The sequence below is a fragment of the Microbacterium sp. BDGP8 genome (genome assembly GCF_029991045.1).
In the GTDB taxonomy this organism is placed as follows: Bacteria; Actinomycetota; Actinomycetes; order Actinomycetales; family Microbacteriaceae; genus Microbacterium; species Microbacterium plantarum.
Genome location: NZ_CP120712.1, coordinates 1,015,422 through 1,041,830 on the forward strand (window position 1 = coordinate 1,015,422; position 26,409 = coordinate 1,041,830).

A 26,409-nucleotide genomic window follows, 5' to 3' on the forward strand; every position below is an offset into this window, starting at 1 on the left:
TCTGTCTGGGTGACCACCGCCCTCTACCGCCGCTACCGTCCCGAAGCGTTCGGCGAGATGATCGGCCAGTCGCAGGTGACCGAACCCCTGATGACGGCGCTCCGCTCCGACCGCGTCGGTCACGCGTACCTCTTCTCCGGTCCCCGCGGCTGCGGCAAGACCACCTCGGCCCGCATCCTCGCCCGCTGCCTCAACTGCGCGCAGGGACCCACAGACACCCCGTGCGGCACCTGCGACAGCTGTGTCGAGCTGAGCCGCGGCGGCGGTGGATCGCTCGACGTCGTCGAGATCGATGCGGCATCCCACAACGGTGTCGACGATGCTCGCGACCTGCGCGAGCGCGCCGTCTTCGCCCCGGCTCGCGACCGCTTCAAGATCTTCATCCTCGACGAGGCGCACATGGTCACGGCTCAGGGCTTCAACGCCCTGCTGAAGCTCGTCGAGGAGCCGCCGGCCCACGTGAAGTTCATCTTCGCGACGACCGAGCCCGAGAAGGTCATCGGCACGATCCGCTCGCGCACGCACCACTATCCGTTCCGTCTCGTCGCGCCCGCGGCGATGCTCGAGTACGTGGAGCAGCTCTGCGCCCAGGAGGGCGTGCAGGTCGAAGCCGGTGTCCTCCCGCTCGTCGTGCGTGCCGGGGGAGGGTCGCCGCGCGACACGCTGTCGCTGCTCGACCAGCTGATCGCCGGCTCCGACGACGGCGCCGTCGCGTATGAGCGCGCCGTCGCCCTGCTCGGTTACACCCACGCCGAGCTGCTCGACGAGGTCGTCGGGGCGTTCGGCGCCGTCGACGCTGGGGCGGCCTTCGCGGCCGTCGACCGCGTCATCCAGACGGGCCAGGACCCGCGGCGGTTCGTCGACGACCTGCTCGAGCGCCTCCGCGATCTCATCATCGTCTCGGCGACCGGCCAGGGCGCATCCGCCGTGCTGCGCGGCGTGTCCGCCGAAGAGCTCGAACGGATGGGACGCCAGGCCGCGCTCTTCGGCACCGACCGTCTCTCGCGCACGGCCGATCTCGTCGTGACCGCGCTCGACGAGATGTCGGGGGCCACATCACCGCGGCTGCAGCTCGAGCTGCTGGTCGCGCGTGTGCTCGCCGCGGCCCAGCACGGCGTTCCCGCAGCCGATCAGGCGCCGGTCGCCGCGGCCCCCGCGTCGCATGCCTCGTCGCCCGCGTCCGCGCCCGCAGCCCCGCCACGCATCGTCACCCCCGCTCCGGCGCAGGTTCCGGCCTCCGCGCAGCCCGACCGTGCAGCGGCCTCGCCCGCTCCCACGGCACAGCCGTCCGCGCCGGCGACCGGCGCTGCGGCGGCCGCATCCGGCTCGGCGGCCGCGGCCCCGGCGGAACCGCGCGATCCGTCGACCGTGACGCTCGCGCAGATGCGCGACGCCTGGCCCGAGGTGCTGCAGCGTCTCGAGACGATCAGCCGCACCTCGTGGATGATCGCCTCCGTCGCCTCGCCCGTCGCCTTCTCCGAGACCGGCGTGCTCACCCTCTCGTTCCAGAGCCAGTCCGACGTCCTGCAGTTCAAGAAGCTCAACGCCGGCAAGGGCCCGAGCGAAGACCTGCGCGGCGCGATCCTCGGCGTTCTCGGGGTGCGAGTGAAGTACGTCGCTCGTCACGATTCCGACCCCGGCGGCGGACCGGCCCCGGGCGGGCCCACACCTCCGCCTGCCGGCGGGCAGCCCGGCGGCGCTCCCCGGCAGCAGCCCTCCACGGATCAGCGGCAGCCGGTGCAGGCGCCCTCGTCGCAGCAGGCTCCGGGCGGTCAGCGGGCCGCGGGTGCCCCCTCGGCGCCGGCGGGCGGCCGCCCGACCGCAACCGCGTCACCCTCCGGCTCCTCCTCCTACGCCGCCCCCGTCACGGAGTGGGCGGTTGCGCCGATTCCGCAGGGCGACCCGGCGCCGCAGTTCGCGGTGGACGACGAGCCCGAGGATGCCGTCGCGGCGCCCGTGCGCACGCTCACGGCCCCCCACGACGGTGACGTCGACCCGTACCCCGAGCCTCTGCCGCCCATCGACGAGGAGGACCGCGACTACCCGCCGCCGCCCGTCGACGACTACGCGCCGCTGCCCCCGCGCGCGCCGGTCGCCGTGGAGCGGCCCACGGCCGCGCCTCCGACCGCAGACCGGAACGGCTCCGGTCCCGAACGGCCCGCTGCCGCCCCCGTTGCCGCGCCCTCGAACGGTCGAGCGAACGCGGCGCCCGCGCGGGGCGGGATCGAGCGATACGGCGAGGCGGTCGTGCGCCAGATGCTCGGTGCCACCTTCGTCCGCGAAGAACCCTTCACCTCACCCACGAGATTCGGCTAAGCCATGTACGACGGCATCGTCCAGGACCTCATCGACGAATTCGGCCGCCTGCCCGGCATCGGACCGAAATCGGCGCAGCGCATCGCGTTCCACATCCTGCAGACCCCGACCTTCGACGTCTCGAAGCTCTCGCACCTGCTCGGCGAGCTGCGCGAACGCGTACGGTTCTGCGATATCTGCGGCAACGTGTCCGAGCAGGACCGCTGCGCGATCTGCCGCGACCCGCGGCGCGACGGCACGTTCATCTGCGTCGTCGAGGACGCCAAGGACGTCGCCGCGATCGAGCGCACCCGTGAGTTCCGGGGCCTCTACCACGTGCTCGGCGGAGCGATCAGCCCCATCGGCGGCGTCGGCCCCGACGACCTCCGCATCGCGCAGCTCATGCAGCGCCTCGCCGACGGCACCGTGCAGGAGGTCATTCTCGCCACGAACCCGAACCTCGAGGGCGAGGCGACGGCGACCTACCTCAGCCGCCTCCTGACGACCCTCGAGATCCGGGTCACGCGCCTGGCATCGGGCCTTCCCGTCGGGGGCGACCTCGAATACGCCGACGAGGTCACGCTGGGCCGGGCGTTCGAGGGACGCCGCCAGCTCTGACGGCATCCCTCGAGGCGGGGTCAGGCCCGCTGGTCTGCGAGACCCACGACGTCGAGCAGCCAGGCGAGCTCGAAGGCGCGTTCGCGCCACGAGTTGTACCGGCCGCTCACGCCGCCGTGACCGGCGACCATCTCGCACTTCAGCAACGCGTCGACACCGACCTCGCGCAGGCGGGCGACCCACTTGGCGGGCTCGACGTACATCACGCGGGTGTCGTTGAGCGAGGTGACCGCGAGGATGCGCGGGTACGTCGCGTCCTCGCGGACGTTCTCGTACGGCGAGTACGACTTCATGTACGCGTAGACGTCCGGGTCGTGCAGCGGGTCGCCCCACTCGTCCCACTCGATGACCGTCAGCGGCAGGGAGGGATCGAGGATCGTCGTCAGCGCGTCGACGAAGGGGACCGCGGCGAGGATTCCGGCGAACAGCTCGGGGGCGAGGTTGGCCACGGCGCCCATGAGCAGTCCGCCCGCTGATCCGCCCTCGGCGGTCATCCGGTCGGGCGAGGTGTAGCCGGTCTCGACGAGGTGGCGGGCGACGGCGACGAAGTCGGTGAAGGTGTTGCGCTTGTGCAGCAGCTTCCCGTCTTCGTACCATTGCCGCCCCATCTCGCCGCCACCGCGCACGTGAGCGACGGCGAATACGACGCCGCGGTCGAGGAGCGACAGGCGCGCCACTGACATGGCCGGGTCGATCGAGTGCTCGTATGAGCCGTAGCCGTACAGATGCAGGGCGCGGGGCTGACCGCTCGCCCCGTCCGCGGGGTCTCCGAACGACCGCTTCCAGACGACCGAGACCGGGATGCGCGTTCCGTCATCGGCCGTCGCCCACACCCGTCGCTGCTCGTAGTCCGCGGGGTCGTAGCCGCCCAGCACCGGCTGGCGCTTGCGCAGCAGCAGGTCTCCGGTCGCGACGACGTAGTCGTAGACGGTGCCGGGGGTGACGAATGAGCCGTAGCCGAGACGCAGGACGGGCGGCGCCCACTCGGGGTTCCCGCCGGAGCCCACCGTGTAGAGGGGTTCGTCGAACTCGAGCTCGGTGACCGAGCCCGAGGCGTAGTCGAAGATGCCGAGACGCTGCAGCCCGTCGCGCCGGTAGCCGAGCAGCGCCCAGTCGCGGAACGTCGAGAGGCCCTCCAGACGGCGTCCCGGCTGGTGGGGGAGCACGACCTCGCGCGCACCCATCGGGTCTTCGGCCGAGACCCGCACGAGCTCGAAGTCGAGCGCGTCGTCGTTGTGCAGGACGTAGAGCACATCCGCGCCGTCGACGATCGCGTGCGAGACGGAGTACTCCACGCCCTCACGGCGAGGCCACACCGAGCGCGGCTCCGCCCGCAGGTCGTCGGCCGGCACGAGGAACTCCTCGCTCGTGATCGACGAGCCGACCTCGATCACCAGATACCGGTCGCTGCGCGTGAAGCCGGCACCCACCCAGTACCGTTCGTCGGGCTCGTGGAAGAGGCGTTCGTCGGAGGCCGTGTCGGTGCCGATCTCGTGCAGCCAGACCGAGTCGGGTCGCCAGGCGTCGTCGACGGTGGAATAGACGACGAACCGGCCGTCCGGTGACAGCGAGGCTCCGGCGAAGGTGCCGGCGATCTCATCGGCGAGGTTCTCGCCGCTGGCGATGTCGCGCAGGCGAAGGGTGTACCGCTCGTCGCCCTCGGTATCGACGCCGTACAGCAGCAGGGAACCGTCGGTGGAGACCTCGAAGCTGCCCAGCGAGAAGAACTCCGCTCCTTCGGCCTCGAGGTTGCCGTCGAGCAGCACCTGCTCGCCGGGGACGTCGACGCCGGGTTCGAGCTGCGGGGGAGTCCAGTCATCGGGTGAGACCAGGGGAGCGCGGCAGTGGATGCCGTACTGGCTGCCCTCGACCGTGCGGCTGTAGTACCACCAGTCGCCGCGGCGGCTCGGAACGGACAGGTCGGTCTCGAGGGTGCGCCCCTTGATCTCCTCGAAGATCCGCTCGCGCAGCCCGCTCAGGTGCGCCGTGCGGGCGTCGGTGTACGCGTTCTCGGCCTCGAGGTGCGCGACGACCTCGCCGGCTTCCTTCTCGCGCAGCCACTCGTAGCGATCGACGAACTCGTCGTCGTGGTGCGTACGGCGGTGCTCGCGCACGGCTGCAACGGGGGCCGCCGGCGCGTCGGAGGGGGACGGAGTGGGGATGTCGCGGGTGTCGGTCACCGTTCCACGCTAGCGCCGCGGCCGCCTGATCCGGCCGCTCGGATTCACGGTGACGGCGATGGTGTGGCAGGATTCGATGGTCCGGTTGCCGGACCCTGAACAGACGGTGAACTCTTCGTTCGCGCCCGCCGCTGCCGCGGCATCCCGACCCGTACTCGAGGACCCGCGCTCGCGGGCCCGCACGCACAGAGAGCGCACAGTGGAAACCGCTGTACTCATTCTTCTGCTGGTCATCGGACTGGCACTCTTCTTCGACTTCACCAACGGCTTCCACGACACCGCCAACGCGATGGCGACGCCGATCGCGACGGGGGCCCTGAAACCGAAGGTCGCCGTCCTCCTGGCCGCCGGCCTCAACCTCGTCGGAGCCTTCCTGTCCACGGAGGTCGCCAAGACCGTCTCGCACGGCATCATCCACGAGGATCAGCTCGCCGCCACCGCGCTGCTGCCGCTGATCTTCGCGGGGTTGATCGGCGCCATCACGTGGAACATGCTCACCTGGCTGCTCGGCCTCCCGTCGAGCTCGTCGCACGCCCTCTTCGGCGGCCTCATCGGCGCGACCCTCGTGGGCGTCGGCGCGATGGCCATCGACTTCGGCGTCGTGCTGAGCAAGATCATCCTCCCGGCGCTGATCGCCCCCGTCACGGCCGGCCTCATCGCCTTCACGGTCACGAAGGTCGCCTACGCCGTGACCCGTCGCCACGACGGAAAGCCGGACGGCCGCGACGGATTCCGCTGGGGCCAGATCTTCACGTCGTCGCTCGTCGCGCTCGCCCACGGTACGAACGACGCTCAGAAGACGATGGGCGTCATCACGCTCGCCCTCATCGCGGCCGGCTGGCAGAGCGCCGAGCACGCCGAACCGCAGCTGTGGGTCATCGTGGCGTGCGCCGTCACGATCGCGCTGGGCACCTACATGGGCGGATGGCGCATCATCCGTACCCTCGGCAAGGGGCTCACCGACGTCAAGCCCGCGCAGGGCTTCTCGGCCGAGGCGTCGACGGCGTCGACGATCCTCGCCTCGAGCGCGCTCGGCTTCGCGCTGTCGACGACGCAGGTCGCATCCGGCTCGGTGATCGGCTCCGGACTCGGACGCCGCGGCTCGACGGTCCGCTGGGGCACGGTCGGCCGCATCGCCGTCGGCTGGCTGCTGACGCTCCCCGCGTCGGGCGCGGTCGGCGCCGTGGCGGCGCTCCTGGTCGTGTGGCTCGGCCCGGTGGGCATCGTCATCGACGCGATCGCCGCCGTCGCGATCGTGCTGGCGCTGTTCCTCCGCTCGCGCCGCAACGAGGTGCACGCGGGCAACGCCATGAGCGAGGTCGCCGACTCCGGCCTGGCCGTCGACGTGCCCTCCGATCCGCCGCCCACGCGGCGGCAGCGGCGCGCGAAGGCGGCGGCCGCGGCGAAGAGCTCGGGCTCGGAGCAGACGGAGGGCGAGCGATGAACGTCTCGATCGACTGGTTCGCCTTCGTCCAGGTGTTCGCGGCGGCCATCACGGGCGCCGTGCTCGTCGTCGGCTTCTACGCACTCGGGCTCCGGATGCTGGTGCGCGCGGGCCGGGTGCCGGTGGTGACTCCCGCGGAGTTCACCGACGCGATCGCCGTCATCAGTGAGAAGCAGGCACGGCGCCACGCGAAGGCAGCGGCCAAGGCGGCGAAGAAGAATCCGCTGACGGCGGGGCAGAAGAGGATCGCGCTCGTCACGGCCTACGGCGCCTTCGCCCTGTGCGGTCTCGCCGTCCTCGGCGGCATCGTCCTCATCGTGGCGGGACGGTAGGACCCCCGGAATAGGCTGTGGCCATGACCTCAGCAGTGCCGTCGGACGGTTCCACGCAGCCTCGCGACCGCGCGGCATCCGTGCGTTTCGGGCGTCACGAGCCCGCGGCGCACGTCCTCGTCCACGTCAGCGACACCCACCTCCTGGCGGGCGGGGCCGCGCTCGGCGGGCGCTACGACGTCGAGGCCAATCTCGACGCCACGCTCGCGGCGATCGAGCGCACCGGCGTCCGACCCGACGCGCTGGTCTTCACCGGCGACCTGACCGACCTCGGCGAGCCGGACGCCTACCGCCGCCTCCGCGACGCGGTCGAGCCCGTCGCGGACCGCCTGGGTGCACCGGTCGTGTGGGTGGCCGGCAACCACGACGAGCGCGACGCGATGCGCGTGGGGCTGTTCGGCGGGCCCCCGACGCAGGAACCGCTGACCGGGGTCTGGGATCTGGCGGGCCTGCGCCTGATCGCCCTCGACTCCACGGTGCCCGGCTGGCACCACGGTGAGATCGACGCGCGTCAGCGCGACTGGCTGCACGAGATCCTCGCCGAGCCCGCGCCACACGGCACGATCCTCGCGATGCATCACCCGCCGCTGCCCAGCCACGTGCCCTTCTTTGACATCCTCGAGCTGCGCGACCAGGACGCCCTCGCCGAGACCATCGCAGGGACGGACGTGCGCGGCATCCTCGCGGGTCACCTGCATTACTCCACGTCCGGCACCTTCGCGGGGATTCCCGTCTCCGTCGCCTCCGCCACGTGTTACACGATGAACCTCCAGCGCCCGCCGCAGGCGGTCAACGGCATGGACGCCGGCCAGGCGTTCCAGCTCGTGCACGTCTACGACGAGGTGATCACCCACACCGTCGTGCCCGTCGTCGAGGCTCCGACCGGCGAGTACTTCTCCGCCGAATGGGTCGCCGACATGGCGCGGTTGTCGCCGCAGGAGCGTCTCGAGGCGTTTTCGCGCAAGCGCTGACTAGGCTGGGACCGTCCCTCCCATCGCCGTGAGACCCACAAGGACCAGCGCATGATGTCGTCCACTCCCGCCACCCGCACCGAGACCGATTCGCTCGGCTCGCTCGAGATTCCCGCCGACGCCTATTGGGGCGTGCACACCGCTCGTGCCCTCGAGAACTTCCCGATCTCGCAGCGGCCGATCTCCGTCTATCGCGACCTCGTCCGGGCCCTGGCGATGGTCAAGCAGGCGTCGGCGCGCGCGAACCGCGAGATCGGGGTGCTCGATGCCGAGCGCGCGGACCTGATCGACCGTGCCGCTCAGCTCGTCATCGACGGCGAGTACCACGACCAGTTCGTCGTCGGCGTCGTTCAGGGCGGTGCCGGCACCTCGACGAACATGAACGCGAACGAGGTCATCACCAACATCGCCCTCGAGCTCGCGGGGCGTCCCAAGGGCGACTACGCGTTCCTGTCGCCGATCGACCACACGAACCGCAGCCAGTCCACGAACGACGTCTACCCGACGGCGATCAAGGTCGGTCTCGCCCTCGACCTGGAGGGGCTGCTCGACGAGCTGGCGCTGCTGCGCGAATCGTTCCTCACGAAGGCCGTCGAGTTCCACGACGTCCTCAAGGTCGGTCGCACGCAGCTCCAGGACGCCGTCCCGATGACGCTCGGGCAGGAGTTCCACGGCTTCGCGACGACGCTGGGGGAGGATCACTCCCGCCTCGGCGAGAACGCCTCGCTGCTCTACGAGATCAACATGGGCGCGACCGCCATCGGCACCGGCATCACGACCCATCCCGAGTACCGCCCCGCTGTCGTCCGCCATCTGCGCGAGATCACCGGCCTCGATCTGTCGAGCGCCGTCGACCTCGTCGAGTCGACCAGCGACACCGGCTCGTTCATGTCGTTCTCGTCGTCGCTGAAGCGCAACGCGATCAAGCTGTCGAAGATCAGCAACGACCTGCGGCTGCTCTCGAGCGGACCCCAGGCTGGCTTCGGTGAGATCAATCTGCCGGCCCGGCAGGCGGGGTCGAGCATCATGCCCGGCAAGGTCAACCCGGTGATCCCCGAGGTCGTCAACCAGGTCGCCTTCGCGGTGGCCGGCGCCGACCTGACCGTGACGATGGCGGTCGAGGGCGGTCAGCTGCAGCTCAACGCCTTCGAGCCGATCATCGCGCACTCCATCTTCCAGTCGATCACCTGGATGCGGCGGGCGATGCGGACGCTCCGCGTCAACTGCGTCGACGGCATCACGGCGAACCGTGAGCGCCTCGGGGCCATGGTCGGGTCCTCGGTCGGTGTCGTGACGGCTCTGACGCCTTTCATCGGCTACGCCGCGGCAGCGGCCCTGGCCAAGACCGCGCTGCTGACGCACCGCAACGTGGGCGATCTCGTCGTCGAGGCGGGGCTGATGTCGCGCGAAGAGGTCGACAAGCAGCTCTCGCCCGCGCGCCTGTCGGGTCTGCAGGCCGTGACAGCGGCCATCCCGATCGTCCTCGCCGACGCCGAGGAGAGCGTCTCGGGCTGACAAGGCTTTGTGCCGCGGGGCCCGCTGTCGATAACGTCGAGGCTGTTCATCGCTTTCCGACCGACCGGGGGATCCCATGACCGACCCGAACAACCCGTCCGCGCCGCAGCCTCCGGCCTACCAGCCGCCGGCGTACCCGACGTCGTCTTCCGACGCGTCGTACCAGAACCCGAACGCCCCGGTGCCGGGAAAGACCCTCGGCATCGTCGCGTTCATCCTCGCGCTGGTTCCCGTCGGGCTGCAGCTCGTCGGTCTCATCCTCGGAATCGTGGCGCTCGTCCAGAGCAAGAAGGCGGGCCGTAAGAACGGCCTCGCTCTCGCCGCGATCATCATCAGCGCCGTCTTCATGGTGATCGGTGTGGTCGTCGCGATCGTCCTCTTCTCGGTCTTCGGCAACGCGGCGAACGAGATCTATCAGACCTGCGTGGTCGAGGGCGCCGACACCGTGACGGTGTGGGGCCAGACGCAGTCCTGCTCCTCCGTGCGGTAGTTCGCGTCCCGAAGAGCCCCCGCGGACAACGTCCGCGGGGGCTCTTCGTCTGCCCACCTCAGGAGTCGCTCGGGACGTTTGCGTCCGCGCAGTCAAAGCGCTTAAACTCGTCGCTAGCGCAATGGTTAAGCGCTTTGATCGCCGCGGCGATCCCGCGATTCAAGGAGGAAGACGTGAAGTTCAAGACAGTGGCAGGCGGCATCGCCACCCTCGCTGCGGTGTCGCTCATCCTGACCGGCTGCGGCCGTGCAGACGAGTCGGCGGCCGGGCCCGCAGAGGTCACGACGATCGATGACAGCCCGGCCACGGGCACGATCAGCGTATGGGCGATGGGTGCGGAGGGCGAGGCCCTGCCGGAGTTCGTCAAGGAGTTCCAGGAAGCCAACCCCGACGTGAAGATCGACGTCACCGCCATTCCGTGGGACGCGGCGCACAACAAGTTCCAGACGGCGATCGCGGGTGGGAACACCCCCGACGTCGCCATGGTGGGCTCGACGTGGATGGCGGACTTCGGCGACGCGTTCGCCACCGTCCCGGCCGAGATCGCGACCGACGGCTTCTTCCCCGGCGCCCTCAGCACGACGGAGTTCGACGACCGCGCCGCCGGTGTGCCGTGGTACGTCGATACGCGCGTGCTGTACTACCGCACCGACCTCGCGCAGCAGGCCGGCTGGTCCCAGGCTCCGACGACGTGGGACGAGCTGCAGCAGCTCGCCGCCGACATGAAGGAGAAGGCGGGCGCCGAGTACGGCATCCGGATGCCCGGCGGCAACGACTCGTTCCAGGGCGCCATGTGGATGCCGTGGTCCGCCGGTGCCGAGCTCACCGACGGTGACGCCTGGACCCTCGACACCCCCGAGATGACGAAGGGGCTGGAGTACTACAAGAGCTTCTTCGACAAGGGGCTCGCCGACGCGAACGCCGACATCTCCGCCGGCGCGACAGAGGCGGAGTTCGTGGCCGGAACCACGCCGATGGTCGTCGAGGGGCCGTTCCTGCGCGGTCAGCTCGAGTTGCTCGGAGGTGCGGACTTCGCCTCGAAGTACGCGACGGCCGTCCTGCCCGCCGACACCGGGTCGGTGTCCTTCAGCGGCGGCGCGAACCTCGTCGTGTTCAACCAGAGCAAGAACGCCGAGTCGGCGTGGAAGCTCGTCCGCTGGCTCAGCGAGCCGGAGACTCAGGCGGCGTTCTACGAGACGACGGGTGACCTGCCCGCTCTCCAGGCCGCGTGGGATGCGCCCGCCCTTGCCGACGACGCGAGCCTGACGACCTTCGGTGAGCAGCTGCAGACCGCCAAGGCCCCGCCCGTGACGACCAGCTGGGTGCAGGTGGCCGCCAAGGGCGACCAGGCCCTCGAGCAGCTGCGTCGCGGCGGAGCGGATGTTCCCGCGGTGCTGCAGAAGCTGCAGGCCGACGCCGACGCGATCGGACTCGAGTGACCTCGATGTCCACCACCACCCTCCCCGCGGCCGGAGCCGACTCCGGCCGCGGGGCCTCCCGCCCCGACGGGCTGCACGCACGGCTGCGCAAGCGTCAGGCACTCATCGCCTGGGCGTTCTGCCTGCCCTTCGTCGCCGTGTTCGCCGTCTTCATGCTCTTCCCGATCGTCGGGTCGTTCGCGATGTCGTTCACCGACTTCACCGCTCGCGACATCACCTCGCCGTTCGCGGTGAACTTCGTCTGGCTCGACCAGTTCGCGACGCTCTTCGGGGACCCGCGCTTCATCACGTCCCTCGGGGTCACCGCGGTCTTCGTCGTGGTCGGCATCCCCGTGACGATGGTGCTGGCGCTCGCCCTCGCGCTCGCCCTCAACAGCGGCGGCGGCCGCATCGTCGCGTTCTTCCGGGTGGGTTTCTACGCGCCGGTCGTCACGAGCATCGTCGCGGTCGCGGTCGTCTGGCGCTACATCCTCCAGCCGGACGGCCTCCTCAACTCGGCCCTGGCGCTCGTCGGCATCGATGGCCCGAACTGGCTCAACGACCCCGCCTTCGCCCTGCCCTCGCTCATCATGATGGCGGTGTGGCGCAACGTCGGCACGCTCATGGTGATCTTCCTCGCGGGCCTGCAGGCCGTTCCGCAGGACGTCAACGAGGCGGCGACGATGGATGGCGCGTCATCGTGGCGGCGCCTGATCTCGGTCACCCTGCCGCTGCTGCGCCCGACGATCCTCCTCGGGGCGGTCCTCATCTCCGTCGGCTACCTGCAGTTCTTCGAGGAGGCGTTCGTCATGACCAAGGGCGGGCCGCTCGACTCGACCCTGTCCGTGGCGTACTACACCTTCCAGCAGTTCGGCTTCGGCGAGTACGGACTGGCCTCCGCCGCCAGCTACGTCCTGTTCCTGGCCATCGCTCTGCTGAGCCTGCTCCAGTTCCGACTGCTCCGTTCGAAGGACTGACCCGATGACAACCATCCCCGCTCCCGTGGTGGACACCGTCACGCCGCCGCCCGTTCCGCGGCGCCGCCGCCGTCGGTTCGGTCCGCGTGCGATCACCTACACCGTGCTGGCCGTCGGACTCACCCTCTGGCTCATCCCGTTCCTGTGGATGGTGCTCGGATCGGTCAAGACGCAGGGGGAGATTCTGCGCCGCCCGCCGACGTGGTTCCCGGAGAACCCGACGGGCGAGAACTTCGCGCAGTGGTTCGGGCCTCTCGACTTCGGACACTTCTTCGCCAACAGCCTCATCGTCGCGGTGGTCACCGTCCTCGGCAACATCGTGTTCTGCTCGATGGTGGGCTATGCCCTGGCGAAGATGGAGTTCCCCGGCAAGAAGGTGCTCTTCCTCCTCGTGATGGTGACGCTCATGGTGCCGGGGGTCGTCACCTTCGTGCCGCTGTTCGTGATGGTCTCCTCGCTCGGGCTCGTCAACACCTACCCCGCGCTCATCCTCCCCTTCATCACCGCCCCCATCGGCGTGTTCCTCATGCGGCAGTTCATCATGGGCATCCCCGACGCGCTGCTCGAGGCCGCCCGCCTCGACGGGGCGGGGGAGTGGCGCATCTTCTCGCGCATCGTGATGCCGCTGTGCGGGCCGCCGCTCGCGACCCTCGGCATCCTGACGTTCCTCGCCTCCTGGAACAACTTCCTCTGGCCGCTGGTGGCGGCCCAGACCGAGGAGATGTACACGCTTCCCGTCGCGCTCTCGCTCTACTCGACGGGACAGAACGCGACCAACTACGGACTGCTCCTGGCCGGATCCGTGCTCGTCATCGCGCCCATCATCGTGCTGTTCGTCTTCCTGCAGCGCTGGTTCATCCGGGGCGTCGCCACCACCGGTCTGAAGTGACCCACGCGCCGACCTCCGCGTCGCCGCATCCGTCCCCCCACAAGCGAAAGCACCTCATGCGACCCGAATTCCACACCGCGCCCGATGGAACCCGTTTCCGCGACCTCAACGGCAACGGCGTCCTCGACCCCTACGAGGACCCCCGCCTGACCCCGGAGGAGCGCACCGACGATCTGCTCAGCCGGATGTCGCCGGCCGAGAAGATCGGCCTCATGTTCCAGACCGTCATCGAGATCGGTCCCGATGGCGAGCTCCTCGAGACACCGGGCGCCATCTCGAAGTCGCCGACGACCGACGTCGTGGTCGGCAAGAACATGACGCACTTCAACGTGCACGCCATCCGCACGGCTCGTGAGGGCGCTCGCTGGAACAACAACCTGCAGAGACTCGCCGAGAGCACGCCGCACGGCGTCCCGGTGACGATCAGCACCGATCCGCGGCACGCGTTCGTCGAGAACACCGGCGTCGCCTTCTCCGCGGGTCCCTTCTCGCAGTGGCCGGAGCCGCTGGGGCTCGCCGCGCTCGACGACCTCGAGGTCATCGAGCAGTTCGCCGACGTCGCCCGTCGCGAGTACTGCGCGGTCGGTATCCGGGCGGCGCTGCACCCGCAGATCGACCTCCCCACCGAAGCTCGCTGGGGTCGTCAGGCCCAGACGTTCGGCTTCGACGCCGAGCGGGTCTCGCAGATCACCGCCGCCTACCTGCGCGGCTTCCAGGGCGACGTGCTCGGCGCTGAGAGCGTCGCGTGCACGACGAAGCACTTCCCGGGCGGCGGGCCGCAGCTCGACGGTGAAGACGCGCACTTCCCGTACGGACGCGAGCAGGTCTACCCGGGCGGCATGTTCGACTATCACCTCGAGCCCTTCCGCGAGGCGATCCGGCGCGGCACGGCCGGCATGATGCCGTACTACGGCATGCCGGTCGGACTCGAACGGAACGGCGTGCCGATCGCCGAGGTCGGATTCGCCTACAACCGTCAGATCGTGACGGACCTCCTGCGCGACGAGCTCGGCTACGACGGCGTCGTCGTCACCGACTGGGAGCTCGTCAACGACAACCACGTCGGGGACCAGGTGCTGCCCGCTCGCGCGTGGGGCGTCGAGGAGCTCGACCCGACCGAGCGGATGCTGCGGCTCCTGGACGCCGGTGTCGACCAGTTCGGCGGCGAGGAGTGCACGGAGCTGCTCGTCGGCCTCGTCGAATCCGGCACCGTGCCGCTCGAGCGCATCGACGTCTCGGCCCGGCGCATCCTGCTCGTGAAATTCCGGCTCGGCCTCTTCGACGACCCGTACGTCGACGAGGACGAGGCCGAGCGCATCGTCGGCAACGCCGATTTCCGCGCGCTCGGCACCCGCGCGCAGGCGGAGTCGCTGACCGTTCTGCAGAACCGCGACGAGGTGCTGCCGATCCGTTCGGCGCCCCGCCCGAGGATCTACGCCGAGAACGTCGGCGACGCCGCGATCGCCCCGTACGGCGACCGCGTCGAGCGGCCCGAGGACGCCGACGTCGCGATCGTCCGTGTCGGAGCGCCCTTCGAGCCTCGCGACGACCTGTTCCTCGAGAAGTGGTTCCACCAGGGTTCCCTCGACTTCGGCCCCGGGCTGGTGTCGCGACTGGGTCGTGTCGCGACGCACGCCCCTCTCGTGCTGGTCGTCGGCCTCGACCGGCCCGCGGTCCTCACCCCCTTCGTTCCCGTCGCTTCGGCGATCGTCGCCGACTACGGCAGCTCGGATGCCGCAGTGCTCGCCGCGCTCACCGGCGCGGTGCCGCCACGTGGCACGCTGCCCGTCGAGATCCCGCGATCCATGGACGCCGTGCGCCGTTCCCGGACCGACGTCCCGGGCGACACGGACGAGCCGATCTTCCCGCGGGGGACCGGACTGTCGATCGTGCCGGCGTGAGGTGCGTCGGTAGACTCCCCGGGGAATCGAGGTAGTCATGGTGGTCGGACGACCCACGGTCTACGACGTCGCGGAACGTGCCGGGGTGTCGATCGCGACGGTCTCATTCGCGTTCCGGCGCCCCGACAAGGTGCGCACCGAGACCCGCGACATGGTGTTGCGGGTCGCACGCGAGCTGGGGTACGTCCCCAGCGGCTCGGCCCGGAACCTCGCGCGCGGCCGCACCGGGGTGCTCGGGCTGCATCTGTTCGATCTGCTGGTCGAATCGGCGCCGCCCGTCGAGACGGGGTTGACCTCGGGTGCGGCTCCCGAGCGGCCGACGCCGCCCGGGCTCACCGATCTCGCCGAGCTCGACCTCGACGTCGACCTGATCGCGTGGGACGCCGACGAGGACGTCCGCCGGAGCGCTCCCCGGACGTTCCCGCTCTACGTCGATGAGATCCAGCGCGGCTTCGTGCTCGAGTGCAAGCGGGCCGGCACCGCGGTGCTGCTCAGCACCGGGGGGCTGGGGGCGTCCGAGATCGCCGACACGGCGGGGCAGGTCGACGGCCTCGCGATCCTGCCGGGCCCGACGGTGACCGCGTCTCTCGGCTCGGTGTCGTCGACGCTCCCGGTCGCCGTGCTGAGCTCGCCGCTGGGTGACGCGCACCATGTCCTCGCCGACAACGCTGGTGGTGAGCGGATGCTCGTCGATCATTTCGTCGAGGTCCACGGCGTCTCCACCTTCGGGTGGATCGACGCGCCTGCGGGCTTCGACACCGACGAGCGCCGCGCCGCCTTCTTCGATGCCGTCGCCTCTCACCCCGGCGCGCGCGCCGAGATCATCGACACCGTCGAGCTCGAGCGCGCACCGGTGTTCCCGGGGCTGAGCTCACGAGCACGCGAGAGCACGCTCCCCGAAGCGGTGCTGTGCGCGACCGATCAGATCGCGCTCGCCGCGCTCGACGTGCTGCACGCCCGGGGCATCGTCGTGCCCCGCGATGTGCGGCTCGCCGGCTTCGACGGCATCCAGGCGGCCGGGATGTCGTCGCCGCCGCTGACGACCGTGCGCCAGCCGATGGAGCTCATGGGGCGCATCGCCGCCCACCTGCTGCTGACCGATCCGGGAGACGGCTCGGCGCGGCGCAGCGTGCGCGTCGAGGTGGGGCTCCGGGTCGGCGGAAGCTGCGGGTGCCCGGTCAGTCCGTGATGCGGCAGTGCGTCCGCAGCTCACCGATCCCGTCGATCCCGACGGTGACGACGGAGCGGTCGCGCAGGAAGATCTGCGGGTCGCGCGAGTAGCCGGCGCCGCCCGGGCTGCCGGTCGAGATGAGCGTGCCGGGCAGGAGCGTGGCCGCCGTCGAGAGGTGCGCGACAAGCGTCGCGACCGAGCGGATCATCTGTCCCGTCGAGGCGTCCTGCACCGTCTGGCCGTCGACGACGGCCCAGATGTGAAGGTCTTGCGGGTCGGGGACCTCGTCGGCGGTCACCACGTAGGGTCCCGTCGGCGTGAACCCGTCGAAGGACTTGCAGCGCGACCACTGCGCCTCGGAGAACTGGATGTCGCGCGCGGTGATGTCGTTGACCACCGTGTAGCCCCAGACGTGGTCGAGAGCCGTGTCTGCAGGGACGTCCTTGGCCGCCGTGCCGATGATGACGCCGAGCTCGGCCTCGTAGTCGACCGACTCGCTGAGGCTCCGCGGCCACGACGTGATTGCGTCGTGCGCGGTGAGCGAGTTCGGCCACAGGGTGAACACGGTGGGCGCGGTGTCGGCCTTCAGGCCCAGCTCGCTCGAGTGCGCCGCGTAGTTCAGCCCGACGGCCAGCACGATCGGCGGGGCCAGAACGGCCGATGCGAAGGCCGAGCCGGTGATGTCGTGCCACGCCACGCCCTCGCTCGTCGACGCGTCCGCGACGCGCGCAAGCCCGTCGTCGCCGAGCTCGATGAGCTGCTGCAGTCGTTCGGGTGCGCCGGCGAACAGGTCGCCGACGAACGTGGCCCGGTCGTCTTCGACGAGCACGAGGCGGGGATCGTCGGCCCCCGCGGTCATCACGTGGGCAAAGCGCATGCTCTCAGGCTACCCGGCTCACGACTCGGTCGCGGCGCGACGTCCTCGCCATAGGGCGGACGCCGCCCGCGCTCTAGGGTGGGGGCGTGTCGTTCCCGTCGCCTCTCTCGCAGCCGCAGCCCGGTCACCCCGGTCCCATCCCGGCCGCGCCGACCTCGCCGCCCGTCGTCCCCGTTCGGGCGCGTCCCGGCGGCTGGGCGGCGCTCTGGGTCGGCGCGGTCCTCGTGGTGCTGCTCCTCGGACTGGCGGCCTACCTCGTGTCGTTCCTCGGCTGGTTCGCCTCGATCGTGGGAGCCGTGCTCGCGCTGCTGCCGCTGCTGGGAGTGCTGTGGGTCGTCCGCATCGTCGATCGCTGGGAGCCCGAGCCGCCACGGCTGCTGTGGATCGCGCTGCTGTGGGGCGCCGTCGCGTCGGTGGTCATCGCGCTCGGCGTCGACCTTCTCGTGACCATCGCCACCGGTCCGGCGCGTGACCCGCTCCTCGAGGCGATGAAGAGCGTCGTGCAGGCGCCCATCGTGGAGGAGATCGCGAAGGGGCTCGGCATCCTCCTCATGCTCCGTCTCGGGCGCCGCTACTTCGACGGACCCGTCGACGGCGTCGTCTACGGGGCGATGATCGGGGCGGGGTTCGCCTTCACCGAGAACATCCTCTACTTCGCCGACAGCCTGATCACCGGCGGTCTTGCTCAGGTGTCGGTCACGTTCGTGCTGCGCGGCATCCTCTCGCCCTTCGCCCACGTCATGTTCACGGCCGCGACCGGCTTCGCGGTCGGACTCGCCGTGCGGCGGGGAGCACGGGGCGCCGCCGTGTTCGGGCCCTGGGCGACCGGCCTCGCCGTCGCGATCCTGCTGCACGCGCTCTGGAACGGCTCGGCTGCTTTCGCCGACTTCTTCGCCCTCTACGTGACGCTCCAGGTGCCTCTGTTCATCGGGTTCGTGATCGGCGTGCTGCTGCTGCGCCGCGAGGAGGCGCGCCTCACCCGCGAACGGCTCGACGACTACGCCGCGGCGGGCTGGTTCACCCCCGTCGAGGTCGACCTGCTCGCCACCGGGGGAGGCCGAAGGCGCGCGCTGGCCTGGGCGCGGACACTTCCCGGCGACCGCACCGAGACGATGCGGGCATTCATCGCCGAGGCGACGCGTCTCGCTGCCGCACGCCAGCGGGCGCTGACCGGCCGCGACGATCGGGCGCTCTCCGACGAGCGCGAGCATCTCGCCCGGGCCACGCGCCTGCGACAGGCCCTGCTGCGACCGTGACCCTCGACCGGGACGACACCGCCCGGGAAAGACTCAGCGCCCGGTGCTGCGGCGATGCCTGCATGTCTCCCGGGCGCTGAGTTGGCCTGCCCTCATGATCCTCCCGCCGCCGCGCCGCGTCAAGAGGTGCGCTCGGGTGGGCGTCGCGTTGCACCCGTCCCCGCCCTCGGGTTGGATGGACACCATGACTGACGACCGCACCAAGCCCGAGATCGACGCCCCCGAGGGGCCCGCGCCCGATGACCTCGTCGTTCGCGACCTGATCGTCGGCGACGGCGCCGAGGCCAAGCCCGGCGACACCGTCACCGTTCACTACGTCGGCGTCGAGTACACCTCCGGCGAGGAGTTCGACTCGTCGTGGAACCGCGGTGAGAGCATCCAGTTCCCGCTCCGCGGTCTGATCCAGGGGTGGCAGGACGGCATCCCGGGCATGAAGGTCGGCGGACGCCGCGAGCTCGTGATCCCGCCGCACCTGGCCTACGGCCCCGCCGGCGGTCACTTCCTCGGCGGCAAGACCCTGATCTTCATCATCGACCTGCTCGCGGTCGGCTGACCCGACGGACACCGCTCGACGGGCGGATGCTGCACAGCGCGGCATCCGCCCGTCGCCATTCGGCACCGGAAATTTACATTCGCGGGAATAGGCTGTGCGCGGGCCGCGTTGCCGACCCCTTGTACGCCGGAGCCCTCCCGGACACCTACGACGAAGGACGATCATGACCACGACCACCGACATCCCCGGTTACAAGGCTGGCACCTGGGTGCTCGACGCCTCCCACAGCGAGGTGGGCTTCAGCGTCCGCCACATGATGATCTCGAAGGTGCGCGGCACCTTCGCCGTCGCCGAGGCGACCATCGTCGCCCCCGAGAACCCGCTCGAGCTGACGCTCGACGCCAAGGTCGACGTCGCCTCGATCAACACCAAGGACGAGGGGCGCGACAACCACCTCCGCAGTGCCGACTTCTTCGACGTCGAGAACTACCCCAACATCACGTTCGTCTCGACCGGCGTGCGTCAGCAGGGCGGCGACTTCCTCGTCGACGGCGACCTCACCATCAAGGATGTCACCAAGCCGGTGACCTTCGAGGTCGAGTTCGGCGGCTTCGGCACCGACCCGTGGGGCAACTACAAGGCCGGCGCGACGGCCAAGACCGTCATCAACCGCGAGGAGTTCGGCCTCACCTGGAACGCCGCGCTCGAGACCGGCGGCGTGCTCGTCGGCAAGGACGTCACCATCGAGCTCGACCTGCAGGGCTCCATCCAGGCCTGATCGCCCGGTTCTCTCCGAGGGGCGGATGCTGCGGCATCCGCCCCTCGTCGTGTCTCCGGGGGCGCGTCGTCCGGCTCACGGGGTCGGGTGGGCCGCGTCGTAGGCGCGGAACGCGGGGGCGAGGCGCACGAGGAGCGCCACCAGACCGACGATGATGAAGCCGCCCAACAGTGGCGGGAACCACAGTGCCGTGACGGTCGCGAGCGTCCCGGCGTACAGCGCGCCCAGCCTCGGACCGCCGGCGACCACCACGATGAACAGGCCCTGCAGTCGGCCTCGGATCGCATCGGGGACGGCGGCCTGCACCATCGTGTTGCGGTAGATCGAGCTGACGTTGTCGGCCGCGCCGGAACCGGCCAGCGCGAGGCCGGCGAGGGCGATCAGGGCGACGTTCGCGGACTCCTCGCCTACGGTCCCCGGGGCGAGTACACCGAACGACCCCGCGAGCAGGACGGCGCCGAACAGGGCGATCGTGACGCCGTAGGCGATGATCGCCCTCTCGATGCCACGGCCGTGCAAGGGATAGCGCGCGATCGGTCCCGAGAACAGGCTCGAGAAGAACGCGCCGACGGCGATGGCGGCCGTGAGGAGCCCTGTCGTGATCGCGCCGCCGCCGAGCAGCACTGCGCCGACGGCGGGGAAGAGGGCGGTGGGCTGACCGAACGTCATCGCGATGATGTCGAGGATGAACTGCAGCCGGATGTTCTTCGCGCGCTTGATGAAGCGCCAGCCGTCGGCGAGCGATCGCAGGCCCGGGCGGACGACGGCGCCCTCCGGGCGGATGCTGGGCAACGACCAGAGGCCGAGGAAGAGGGCGCTCATGAGCACGAGGTCGATCGTGTAGGTCCAGCCGTAGCCGGTGAAGGCCACGAGCAGCCCGGCCGCGGCCGGCCCGACCGAGACCATGATCCCCATGGTGATGCCGCCGAGCGCCGAGGCTGCGGGCAGCAGCTCGCGGGGGATCAGCCGCGGCACGATCGCCTGCCGTGCCGCCATGACGACCGAATTGGCAGCAGAGTTCACGACCGCGATGGCGTAGAGCCACGCGACCGTCTCGCCGCCGCTCCAGGTCAGCACCATCAGGACGGCCGTCGAGACGAAGGTCACGGATGCCGCGATGATGGCGACCCGGCGCCGGTCGAACGCGTCGGCGAGCATGCCCCCGTAGAGGCCGGCGATGATCATCGGCACGAGCCCGGCGACCGCGATCATCGCGACGGCGAACGTCGACGCCGTGAGGTCGTACATGTGGAGCATGATCGCGACGATGGTCAACTGCCCGCCGAGGCCGGCGAGGGTCGAGCCGACCCACATGCGCGCGAAGGCGGGGGAGGTGGTCAACGGCCGCAGATCGATGAGGTGATCCCGACGCAGGCGCATCATGCGAGCCTAGATGACTGGTACAGTAGAGCGGTTGCCGTTCGATCGGCCGCGGATAAAGAGAGCTCGCACATCGGGTGACGGGCGCCGCGCAATGAGAAGGAAGGGGATCCCATCTATGGCACTCGAAGCAGACGTCAAGAAGGCGATCATCGAAGAGTACGCGACGCACCCCGGTGACACCGGATCCCCCGAGGTGCAGGTCGCGCTCATGTCGCAGCGCATCAAGGACCTCACCGAGCACCTCAAGACCCACAAGCACGACCACCACTCGCGCCGTGGGCTCTTCCTGCTCGTCGGTCAGCGCCGTCGACTGCTCGGCTACCTCCAGGAGCTCGACATCCAGCGTTACCGTACGCTGATCGAGCGCCTCGGTCTCCGCCGCTAAGGAGAGCGACTCCGCGCACAATCGCGCAAAACATTCTTGCGAAGGCCGTCCCAGGTGTGGGGCGGCCTTCGGCTTTTCCCGAGCCCGCGCCGCGAGAACGTACCTTCACCGCGAGAACGTACGCCGTCTGGTGCGTTGTCGCGGAGACGGTGCGTGTTCGGCGGCGGGTGTTCGGCGGTGTGTGCTCAGCGGTGGGCCGCGGCGAGTAGATCGGCGTGCCAGCGCTCGGCGACGTCGGGGTGGGCCCGCAGGCGCGACTTCAGCGCGTTCTCGCCGTGCACCCCGTGGATCGGGTTGGTCGGATCCTTCGTGACGCCTCTCGCCTCGGCGGCGAGTTCGGCGGGCAGGTCGATGAGCGGGAATCGGGCGTCGAGGGCGGGGTTGAAGAAGAACGGCACCGAGATGCGGTCGTCGGGGTAGCGCGGCGACACGACGCGGTGGTTCGTCGCGATGAGATAGCCGTCGGTCGCGTACTCGAGCAGTTCGCCGATGTTGACGACGAAGGCTCCCGGCACCGGCGGAGCGTCGACCCATTCGCCGTTGCGCTGCACCTGCAGGCCACCCTTCCCGGGCTCGACCCACAGCAGCGTCAAGGCGCCTGAGTCCTTGTGCGCGCCGACACCCTGCTGCGGGGTGGGGTCGTCCTTGCCGGGGTAGCGGACGATCTTCAGCAGGGTCTGGGGCTCGCCGAAGTGGTCGTCGAAGTACGTCGCGGGGGCGCCGAGGGCCTCGGCCCAGGCGCGGAGCAGGCGCCGCGCGACCTCGGAGAGGTGCGCGCCCCACGCGTCGGTGACCTCGCGCAGCTCGGGCTGCGCGGCCGGCCACAGGTTGGGGCCGATGAGCCGGGCGTAGTCGGGCGCGTCGGGGTCGTCGACCGCGGACCGTTCGGGACCGATGTCGATCTGCTCGCGCCAGTCGACCCGGCCCTGCGTGAGCTCGCCGCCGACGCGCGTGTAGCCGCGGAAGTGCGGGCTGTTGACGTTCTCGATCGCGAGCTTGTCGGCCTCGGGCAGGTCGAAGAACTCGCGCGCGACGCGGTGGAGCCGGTCCTCGAGACCGGCGGGGATGCCGGTGCCGGTGAGGTAGAAGAAGCCGACGTCGTGCGTCGCGGCGCGCAGCTCGTCGCGGAAGCGGGCGACATCGGCGGCGTCGCCGTCGAGCTGGGAGAAGTCGAGAACGGGAAGGGAGAGCTCGCTCATGCAGTGAGGCTACGAGCCCTCTGCGGCATCCGCTCGTTTGTTGCGCGGGATGACCTCGCCGGCCTCGCGCGGACGACGCGACCCCGTCGGGTCGCTGCGCCGGCCCTCGCGGCCCGCGAGCTGCGGGTCGCGGAAGAGCCACGCCGGGCGGGGCTCGACGAGCGGCCGGAACACTCGTCGAACCGGAGCCGTGGCCAGACCCAGAGCGATGAGGATCGACGCGACGACGACGAGCGGCAGCCACACCCACGTGGGTTCGGCGTCTCGCAGCACGCCCGACTCCCGGAACGGGTACAGCACGAACGAGTGCAGCAGGTAGATGTACATCGTGTACTGCCCGAGCCGGGTCCAGCGGTGCGAACCGCGGGGGACGAGGGCCAGGAAGGATGCCGTGAGGGCGAGCGCCACGAGCAGCAGGGCGACCCGCACGGCTCCCGCCCACCATTCGGAGCTGCCCGCATCCGAGTAGCTCGCGTCGTAGAACATCCACTTTCCGAGGTTGATGTCGCGCCATGTTCCGATGAATGCCCAGGCCGCCCATCCCGCGAGCCCGAGCGTCGCGACGGCCGCCGTCACGGTCGTCGGGGTGCGCCGCAGCAGGTCGAACCGGTCGACGACGTCGCGGTCGCGCAGCCACCAGCCGAGCACGAAGAAGGGCAGGAAGCCGAGCGTTCGCGACAGTGAGAGCGTCGAATCGATGTTCGGGAGGTACCCCGAGATGACCGAGATCGCGAAGGCCCACAGGAGCGGCCACCGCAGGAGCGCGAGGTAGGGCAGGACCAGGCGGAAGATCCCGAGCGCCAGCAGGAACCACAGCGTCCACGAGGGCTGGGTCGGGTTGGGGTTCGCGTGGCCCTCGACGAGGAACTTCGTGAGCGTCCAGAGTCCCTCGAAGATCACGTACGGCACGAGGATGTCGGTGATGACGCGGGCCATCTGCCGCCGCGATTGCGGGTCGGACTTGGAGAAGTAGCCCGAGATGATCGCGAACGCGGGCATGTGGAACGCGTAGATCACGAGGTACATCGCCATCGCGATGTCGGAGTCGTACGTCAGGCGCTGGATCGCGTGACCCAGCACCACCAGCACGATACAGGCGAAGCGGGCGTTGTCCCAGAAGGGCACGCGCCGCTTCGGGCGCGTTCCGGTCGTGCCGGTGGCGGGATGCGTCATCGTGGATGAAACACTATCCCGGGGGAATAGTCCGAGCGCGACCGCGTTGCATGGTTTATATTCATTTGCATGAAACGGATGCCGCGGCATCCGGGAAGGCGGACCGACGTGAACACGCACACGAGCGAAAACACCGGCTGGTCGGGGATGCAGTTCGGCATCTTCTCCGTGAGCGACATCACGGCAGACCCGACGAGCGGCCACACCCCGAGCGAAGCGGAGAAGATCCGCGCCGCCGTGACCATCGCCAAGCATGCCGAGGATGTCGGGCTCGACGTCTACGCGATCGGCGAGCACCACAACCCGCCGTTCTGGTCGTCGTCGCCCACCACGACGCTCGCCTACATCGCGGCGCAGACCGAACGCCTCATCCTCTCCACGGCCACGACGCTCATCACGACGAACGACCCGGTGAAGATCGCCGAGGACTACGCGATGCTTCAGCACCTGTCGGGCGGCCGCGTCGACCTCATCATGGGGCGCGGCAACACCGGCCCGGTCTACCCGTGGTTCGGCAAGGACATCCGTCAGGGCCTGCCGCTCGCGATCGAGAACTACGCCCTGCTGCACAAGCTGTGGCGTGAGGACGTCGTCGACTGGGAGGGCAAGTTCCGCACTCCGCTGCAGGGCTTCACCTCGACGCCCCGTCCGCTCGACGGCGTCGCTCCGTTCGTCTGGCACGGCTCGATCCGCACCCCCGAGATCGCCGAGCAGGCCGCCTACTACGGCGACGGCTTCTTCGCGAACAACATCTTCTGGCCCAAGGAGCACTACCAGCGCCTCATCGACCTGTACCGTCAGCGCTTCGCGCACTACGGCCACGGCACGCCCGAGCAGGCGATCGTCGGTCTCGGCGGCCAGGTGTTCATGAGCGCCAACTCGCAGGATGCCGTTCGGAAGTTCCGCCCGTACTTCGACAACGCCCCCGTCTACGGTCACGGCCCCTCGCTCGAGGACTTCAGCGAGATGACGCCCCTCACCGTCGGGTCGCCGCAGCAGGTCATCGACCGGTACGCGGCGATGCGCGAGACGTTCGGCGACTACCAGCGTCAGCTGTTCCTCATCGACCACGCGGGCCTGCCGCTGAAGACCGTGCTCGAGCAGCTCGACATCCTGGGCGGCGAGGTCGTCCCGGTGCTTCGGAAGGAGCTCGCGCAGGGTCGTGGCGCGGCAGTGCCCGACGCCCCGACGCACGCCGCGCGCGTCCGTGAGGTGTACGGCGACGGCCCGGCGCGCGAAGCGCGGCCCCGCGCCAATCGCGGAGACAACCTCAGCGGCCCCTCGCCCTACCAGGACGCTCCCGCGCCCGCAGGTTCGGCCTTCGGTGTGGCGGCGGCACGATGAGCGCGCGGCGTATCGCGGTCGTCTCGGCCGGCCTGTCGAACCCGTCGTCGACCCGCATGCTCGCCGACCGGCTCGCGACGGCGACGATCGCCGAGCTCACGGCATCCGACATCACCGCGACAGCGGACGTCATCGAGCTGCGCGATCTCGCGCACGACATCACGAACAACCTGCTGACGGGTTTCGCCCCGCCCGCCCTCGAGTCGGCGATCAACTCGGTCGTCTCGGCCGACGCGCTCATCGCTGTGACGCCGATCTTCTCGACGAGCTACTCCGGGCTGTTCAAGTCGTTCATCGACGTGCTCGACCCCGACTCGCTCACCGGGAAGCCCGTGCTCATCGGGGCGAACGCGGGCACGGCTCGTCACTCGCTCGCGATCGACTATGCCATCCGGCCGCTGTTCGCGTACCTGCACGCGGCCCCGGTCTCGACCGGCGTCTTCGCGGCGTCGAGCGACTGGGGGAGCAAGGCCGACGAGGTCGCTCCGCTGAGCGCGCGGGTCGAGCGCGGCGCACGGGAGCTCGCTGCGGCCGTCGTGGCACGCACGCCCGTCACGGACGCGGATCCGTTCGACCCCGCCTCGTACCTGGGCGAGGGCAAGTCGTTCGGTCACCTGCTCGGCGGTCTCGCCGGGGAGTGACCCGCTCGCGGCGCCGCGTGAGGGCGGCCGTGATCACATCGATCGCGGCGCCCAGCGCGAGCGCCGCGGCCACCGACAGGAGCACCGCAAGCAGCGGGGCATCGGGCAGGAGCGCGCCGATCGCCGCGCCGATGACGCTCTGATAGGTGGCCCAGGCCGTCGCCGCGACTCCGGCGATGGCGAGGAAGCGCACGGCCGATATTCGCGTGGCGCCCGCGGTGAGATTGACCGCGAGGCGCGCGAAGGGGATGAAGCGGGCGGTGAAGACGACCGTCGCGGTTCCCCGCTGCAGCCGACCCCCCGCCCACGCGAACGCGCGCTGCACGCGCCGGTGCCGCATCCACCGCCACCGGCGGAGGCCGATCCGACGCCCCACGGCGTAGCAGAGCGCATCCCCGCAGAACGCAGCGGATGCGGCGACACCGACGACGGCCGCCAGCGGGGGATCGCCGGTCGACGCGGCGAGCGCTCCCGCCGCCGTCACCGCGATCTCGCCGGGGACGACGACCAGGACGGAGTCGAGGAGGACGAGCGCGAAGACCGCGACGAGGAGCCAGGGGCCGCCGGACATCGCGGTCAGCAGGTCGTCGAGCACGCGGCATCCCTATCAGCCGTGGATGAACGGAGCGGGAACGGCGACGGTCAGGCGTCCGCGAGGTGACCGAGCGCGGAGGATCGT

24 protein-coding genes are annotated in these 26,409 nt (G+C 70.2%); 18 read left to right on the top strand and 6 right to left on the bottom strand.

Going from position 1 to position 26,409, the window contains the following annotated elements:
- Positions 1-9: 9 nt before the first annotated feature.
- Positions 10-2,316 (top strand): DNA polymerase III subunit gamma and tau, encoded by a 2,307-nt coding sequence (locus tag P6897_RS04795; protein WP_282502266.1) that lies wholly within the window; start codon positions 10-12, stop codon positions 2,314-2,316.
- Positions 2,317-2,319: 3 nt separating this feature from the next.
- A complete protein-coding gene (recR, locus tag P6897_RS04800) occupies positions 2,320-2,913 on the top strand; it encodes a recombination mediator RecR (RefSeq protein ID WP_112613685.1) in 594 nt (197 codons plus the stop codon).
- Between the two features lie 20 nt (positions 2,914-2,933).
- Here the strand turns inward: recR and P6897_RS04805 are convergent, their stop codons facing one another.
- Positions 2,934-5,027, bottom strand: a complete 2,094-nt coding sequence (locus P6897_RS04805) for a S9 family peptidase (RefSeq protein WP_282502556.1) — start codon at positions 5,025-5,027, stop codon at positions 2,934-2,936.
- Positions 5,028-5,292: 265 nt separating this feature from the next.
- Between P6897_RS04805 and P6897_RS04810 the strand changes: the two genes are divergently transcribed.
- The 10 genes from P6897_RS04810 to P6897_RS04855 all read left to right on the top strand — a co-directional run bounded on the left by P6897_RS04810 (position 5,293) and on the right by P6897_RS04855 (position 16,219).
- Positions 5,293-6,537: an inorganic phosphate transporter gene (locus tag P6897_RS04810; protein WP_274177524.1), complete on the top strand. Its 1,245-nt coding sequence runs from the start codon at positions 5,293-5,295 to the stop codon at positions 6,535-6,537.
- Positions 6,534-6,869 (top strand): peptidase, encoded by a 336-nt coding sequence (locus P6897_RS04815; protein WP_112613687.1) that lies wholly within the window; start codon positions 6,534-6,536, stop codon positions 6,867-6,869. Before P6897_RS04810 ends, P6897_RS04815 begins: the two co-directional genes overlap by 4 nt.
- Positions 6,870-6,892: 23 nt before the next feature.
- The gene (locus P6897_RS04820; RefSeq protein ID WP_282502267.1) at positions 6,893-7,840 is read left to right on the top strand and encodes a phosphodiesterase; all 948 of its coding nucleotides are present in this window, start codon (positions 6,893-6,895) and stop codon (positions 7,838-7,840) included.
- Positions 7,841-7,894: 54 nt separating this feature from the next.
- A complete protein-coding gene (locus P6897_RS04825; RefSeq protein WP_112615031.1) occupies positions 7,895-9,355 on the top strand; it encodes an aspartate ammonia-lyase in 1,461 nt (486 codons plus the stop codon).
- Between the two features lie 76 nt (positions 9,356-9,431).
- Positions 9,432-9,845 (top strand): DUF4190 domain-containing protein, encoded by a 414-nt coding sequence (locus P6897_RS04830; protein ID WP_112613691.1) that lies wholly within the window; start codon positions 9,432-9,434, stop codon positions 9,843-9,845.
- 173 nt (positions 9,846-10,018) lie between these two features.
- Positions 10,019-11,284, top strand: a complete 1,266-nt coding sequence (locus tag P6897_RS04835; protein ID WP_269266712.1) for a sugar ABC transporter substrate-binding protein — start codon at positions 10,019-10,021, stop codon at positions 11,282-11,284.
- Between the two features lie 5 nt (positions 11,285-11,289).
- Positions 11,290-12,240, top strand: a complete 951-nt coding sequence (locus tag P6897_RS04840) for a sugar ABC transporter permease (RefSeq protein ID WP_112615035.1) — start codon at positions 11,290-11,292, stop codon at positions 12,238-12,240.
- A 4-nt stretch (positions 12,241-12,244) separates the two neighbouring features.
- Complete coding sequence (locus P6897_RS04845; protein ID WP_282502268.1) at positions 12,245-13,129, top strand: carbohydrate ABC transporter permease; 885 nt, start codon at positions 12,245-12,247, stop codon at positions 13,127-13,129.
- A gap of 56 nt (positions 13,130-13,185) precedes the next feature.
- On the top strand, positions 13,186-15,030 hold the full coding sequence (locus tag P6897_RS04850; RefSeq protein WP_282502269.1) for a glycoside hydrolase family 3 N-terminal domain-containing protein: 1,845 nt from the start codon (positions 13,186-13,188) through the stop codon (positions 15,028-15,030).
- Between the two features lie 37 nt (positions 15,031-15,067).
- The gene (locus tag P6897_RS04855; protein WP_282502270.1) at positions 15,068-16,219 is read left to right on the top strand and encodes a LacI family DNA-binding transcriptional regulator; all 1,152 of its coding nucleotides are present in this window, start codon (positions 15,068-15,070) and stop codon (positions 16,217-16,219) included.
- Here P6897_RS04855 and P6897_RS04860 read toward each other — a convergent pair.
- Entirely contained in the window at positions 16,209-17,078 is an 870-nt protein-coding gene (locus P6897_RS04860) for a fumarylacetoacetate hydrolase family protein (RefSeq protein WP_112613699.1), read from the bottom strand. The two genes, P6897_RS04855 and P6897_RS04860, sit on opposite strands and share 11 nt — an antisense overlap.
- Before the next feature lie 86 nt (positions 17,079-17,164).
- Here P6897_RS04860 and P6897_RS04865 point away from each other — a divergent pair, with 86 nt between their 5' ends.
- The 3 genes from P6897_RS04865 to P6897_RS04875 all read left to right on the top strand — a co-directional run bounded on the left by P6897_RS04865 (position 17,165) and on the right by P6897_RS04875 (position 19,605).
- A complete protein-coding gene (locus P6897_RS04865) occupies positions 17,165-18,334 on the top strand; it encodes a PrsW family intramembrane metalloprotease (RefSeq protein WP_112613701.1) in 1,170 nt (389 codons plus the stop codon).
- A gap of 184 nt (positions 18,335-18,518) precedes the next feature.
- The gene (locus P6897_RS04870) at positions 18,519-18,887 is read left to right on the top strand and encodes an FKBP-type peptidyl-prolyl cis-trans isomerase (protein WP_023951826.1); all 369 of its coding nucleotides are present in this window, start codon (positions 18,519-18,521) and stop codon (positions 18,885-18,887) included.
- Positions 18,888-19,050: 163 nt separating this feature from the next.
- On the top strand, positions 19,051-19,605 hold the full coding sequence (locus P6897_RS04875) for a YceI family protein (protein ID WP_112613703.1): 555 nt from the start codon (positions 19,051-19,053) through the stop codon (positions 19,603-19,605).
- 75 nt (positions 19,606-19,680) lie between these two features.
- On the opposite strand, the gene P6897_RS04880 is transcribed toward P6897_RS04875, so the two are convergent.
- The gene (locus P6897_RS04880; RefSeq protein WP_282502557.1) at positions 19,681-20,985 is read right to left on the bottom strand and encodes an MFS transporter; all 1,305 of its coding nucleotides are present in this window, start codon (positions 20,983-20,985) and stop codon (positions 19,681-19,683) included.
- Between the two features lie 118 nt (positions 20,986-21,103).
- Between P6897_RS04880 and rpsO the strand changes: the two genes are divergently transcribed.
- Positions 21,104-21,373: a 30S ribosomal protein S15 gene (gene rpsO, locus P6897_RS04885; protein ID WP_023951820.1), complete on the top strand. Its 270-nt coding sequence runs from the start codon at positions 21,104-21,106 to the stop codon at positions 21,371-21,373.
- 185 nt (positions 21,374-21,558) lie between these two features.
- On the opposite strand, the gene P6897_RS04890 is transcribed toward rpsO, so the two are convergent.
- Together P6897_RS04890 and P6897_RS04895 are read right to left on the bottom strand one after the other, a co-directional pair.
- Positions 21,559-22,572 carry a 2-oxoglutarate and iron-dependent oxygenase domain-containing protein gene (locus tag P6897_RS04890; RefSeq protein WP_282502271.1) on the bottom strand — a complete coding sequence of 338 codons (1,014 nt, stop codon included), beginning with the start codon at positions 22,570-22,572 and terminating at the stop codon, positions 21,559-21,561.
- Between the two features lie 9 nt (positions 22,573-22,581).
- Positions 22,582-23,745 (bottom strand): acyltransferase family protein, encoded by a 1,164-nt coding sequence (locus tag P6897_RS04895; protein WP_282502272.1) that lies wholly within the window; start codon positions 23,743-23,745, stop codon positions 22,582-22,584.
- A gap of 147 nt (positions 23,746-23,892) precedes the next feature.
- On the opposite strand from P6897_RS04895, the gene P6897_RS04900 reads away from it, so the two are divergent.
- On the top strand, positions 23,893-25,089 hold the full coding sequence (locus P6897_RS04900) for an LLM class flavin-dependent oxidoreductase (protein ID WP_274178014.1): 1,197 nt from the start codon (positions 23,893-23,895) through the stop codon (positions 25,087-25,089).
- Positions 25,086-25,730 carry an FMN reductase gene (locus P6897_RS04905; RefSeq protein WP_112613709.1) on the top strand — a complete coding sequence of 215 codons (645 nt, stop codon included), beginning with the start codon at positions 25,086-25,088 and terminating at the stop codon, positions 25,728-25,730. The genes P6897_RS04900 and P6897_RS04905 overlap by 4 nt, the downstream gene beginning before the upstream one ends.
- On the opposite strand, the gene P6897_RS04910 is transcribed toward P6897_RS04905, so the two are convergent.
- Entirely contained in the window at positions 25,642-26,325 is a 684-nt protein-coding gene (locus tag P6897_RS04910; protein WP_282502273.1) for a VTT domain-containing protein, read from the bottom strand. The two genes, P6897_RS04905 and P6897_RS04910, sit on opposite strands and share 89 nt — an antisense overlap.
- Positions 26,326-26,409 lie beyond the last annotated feature (84 nt).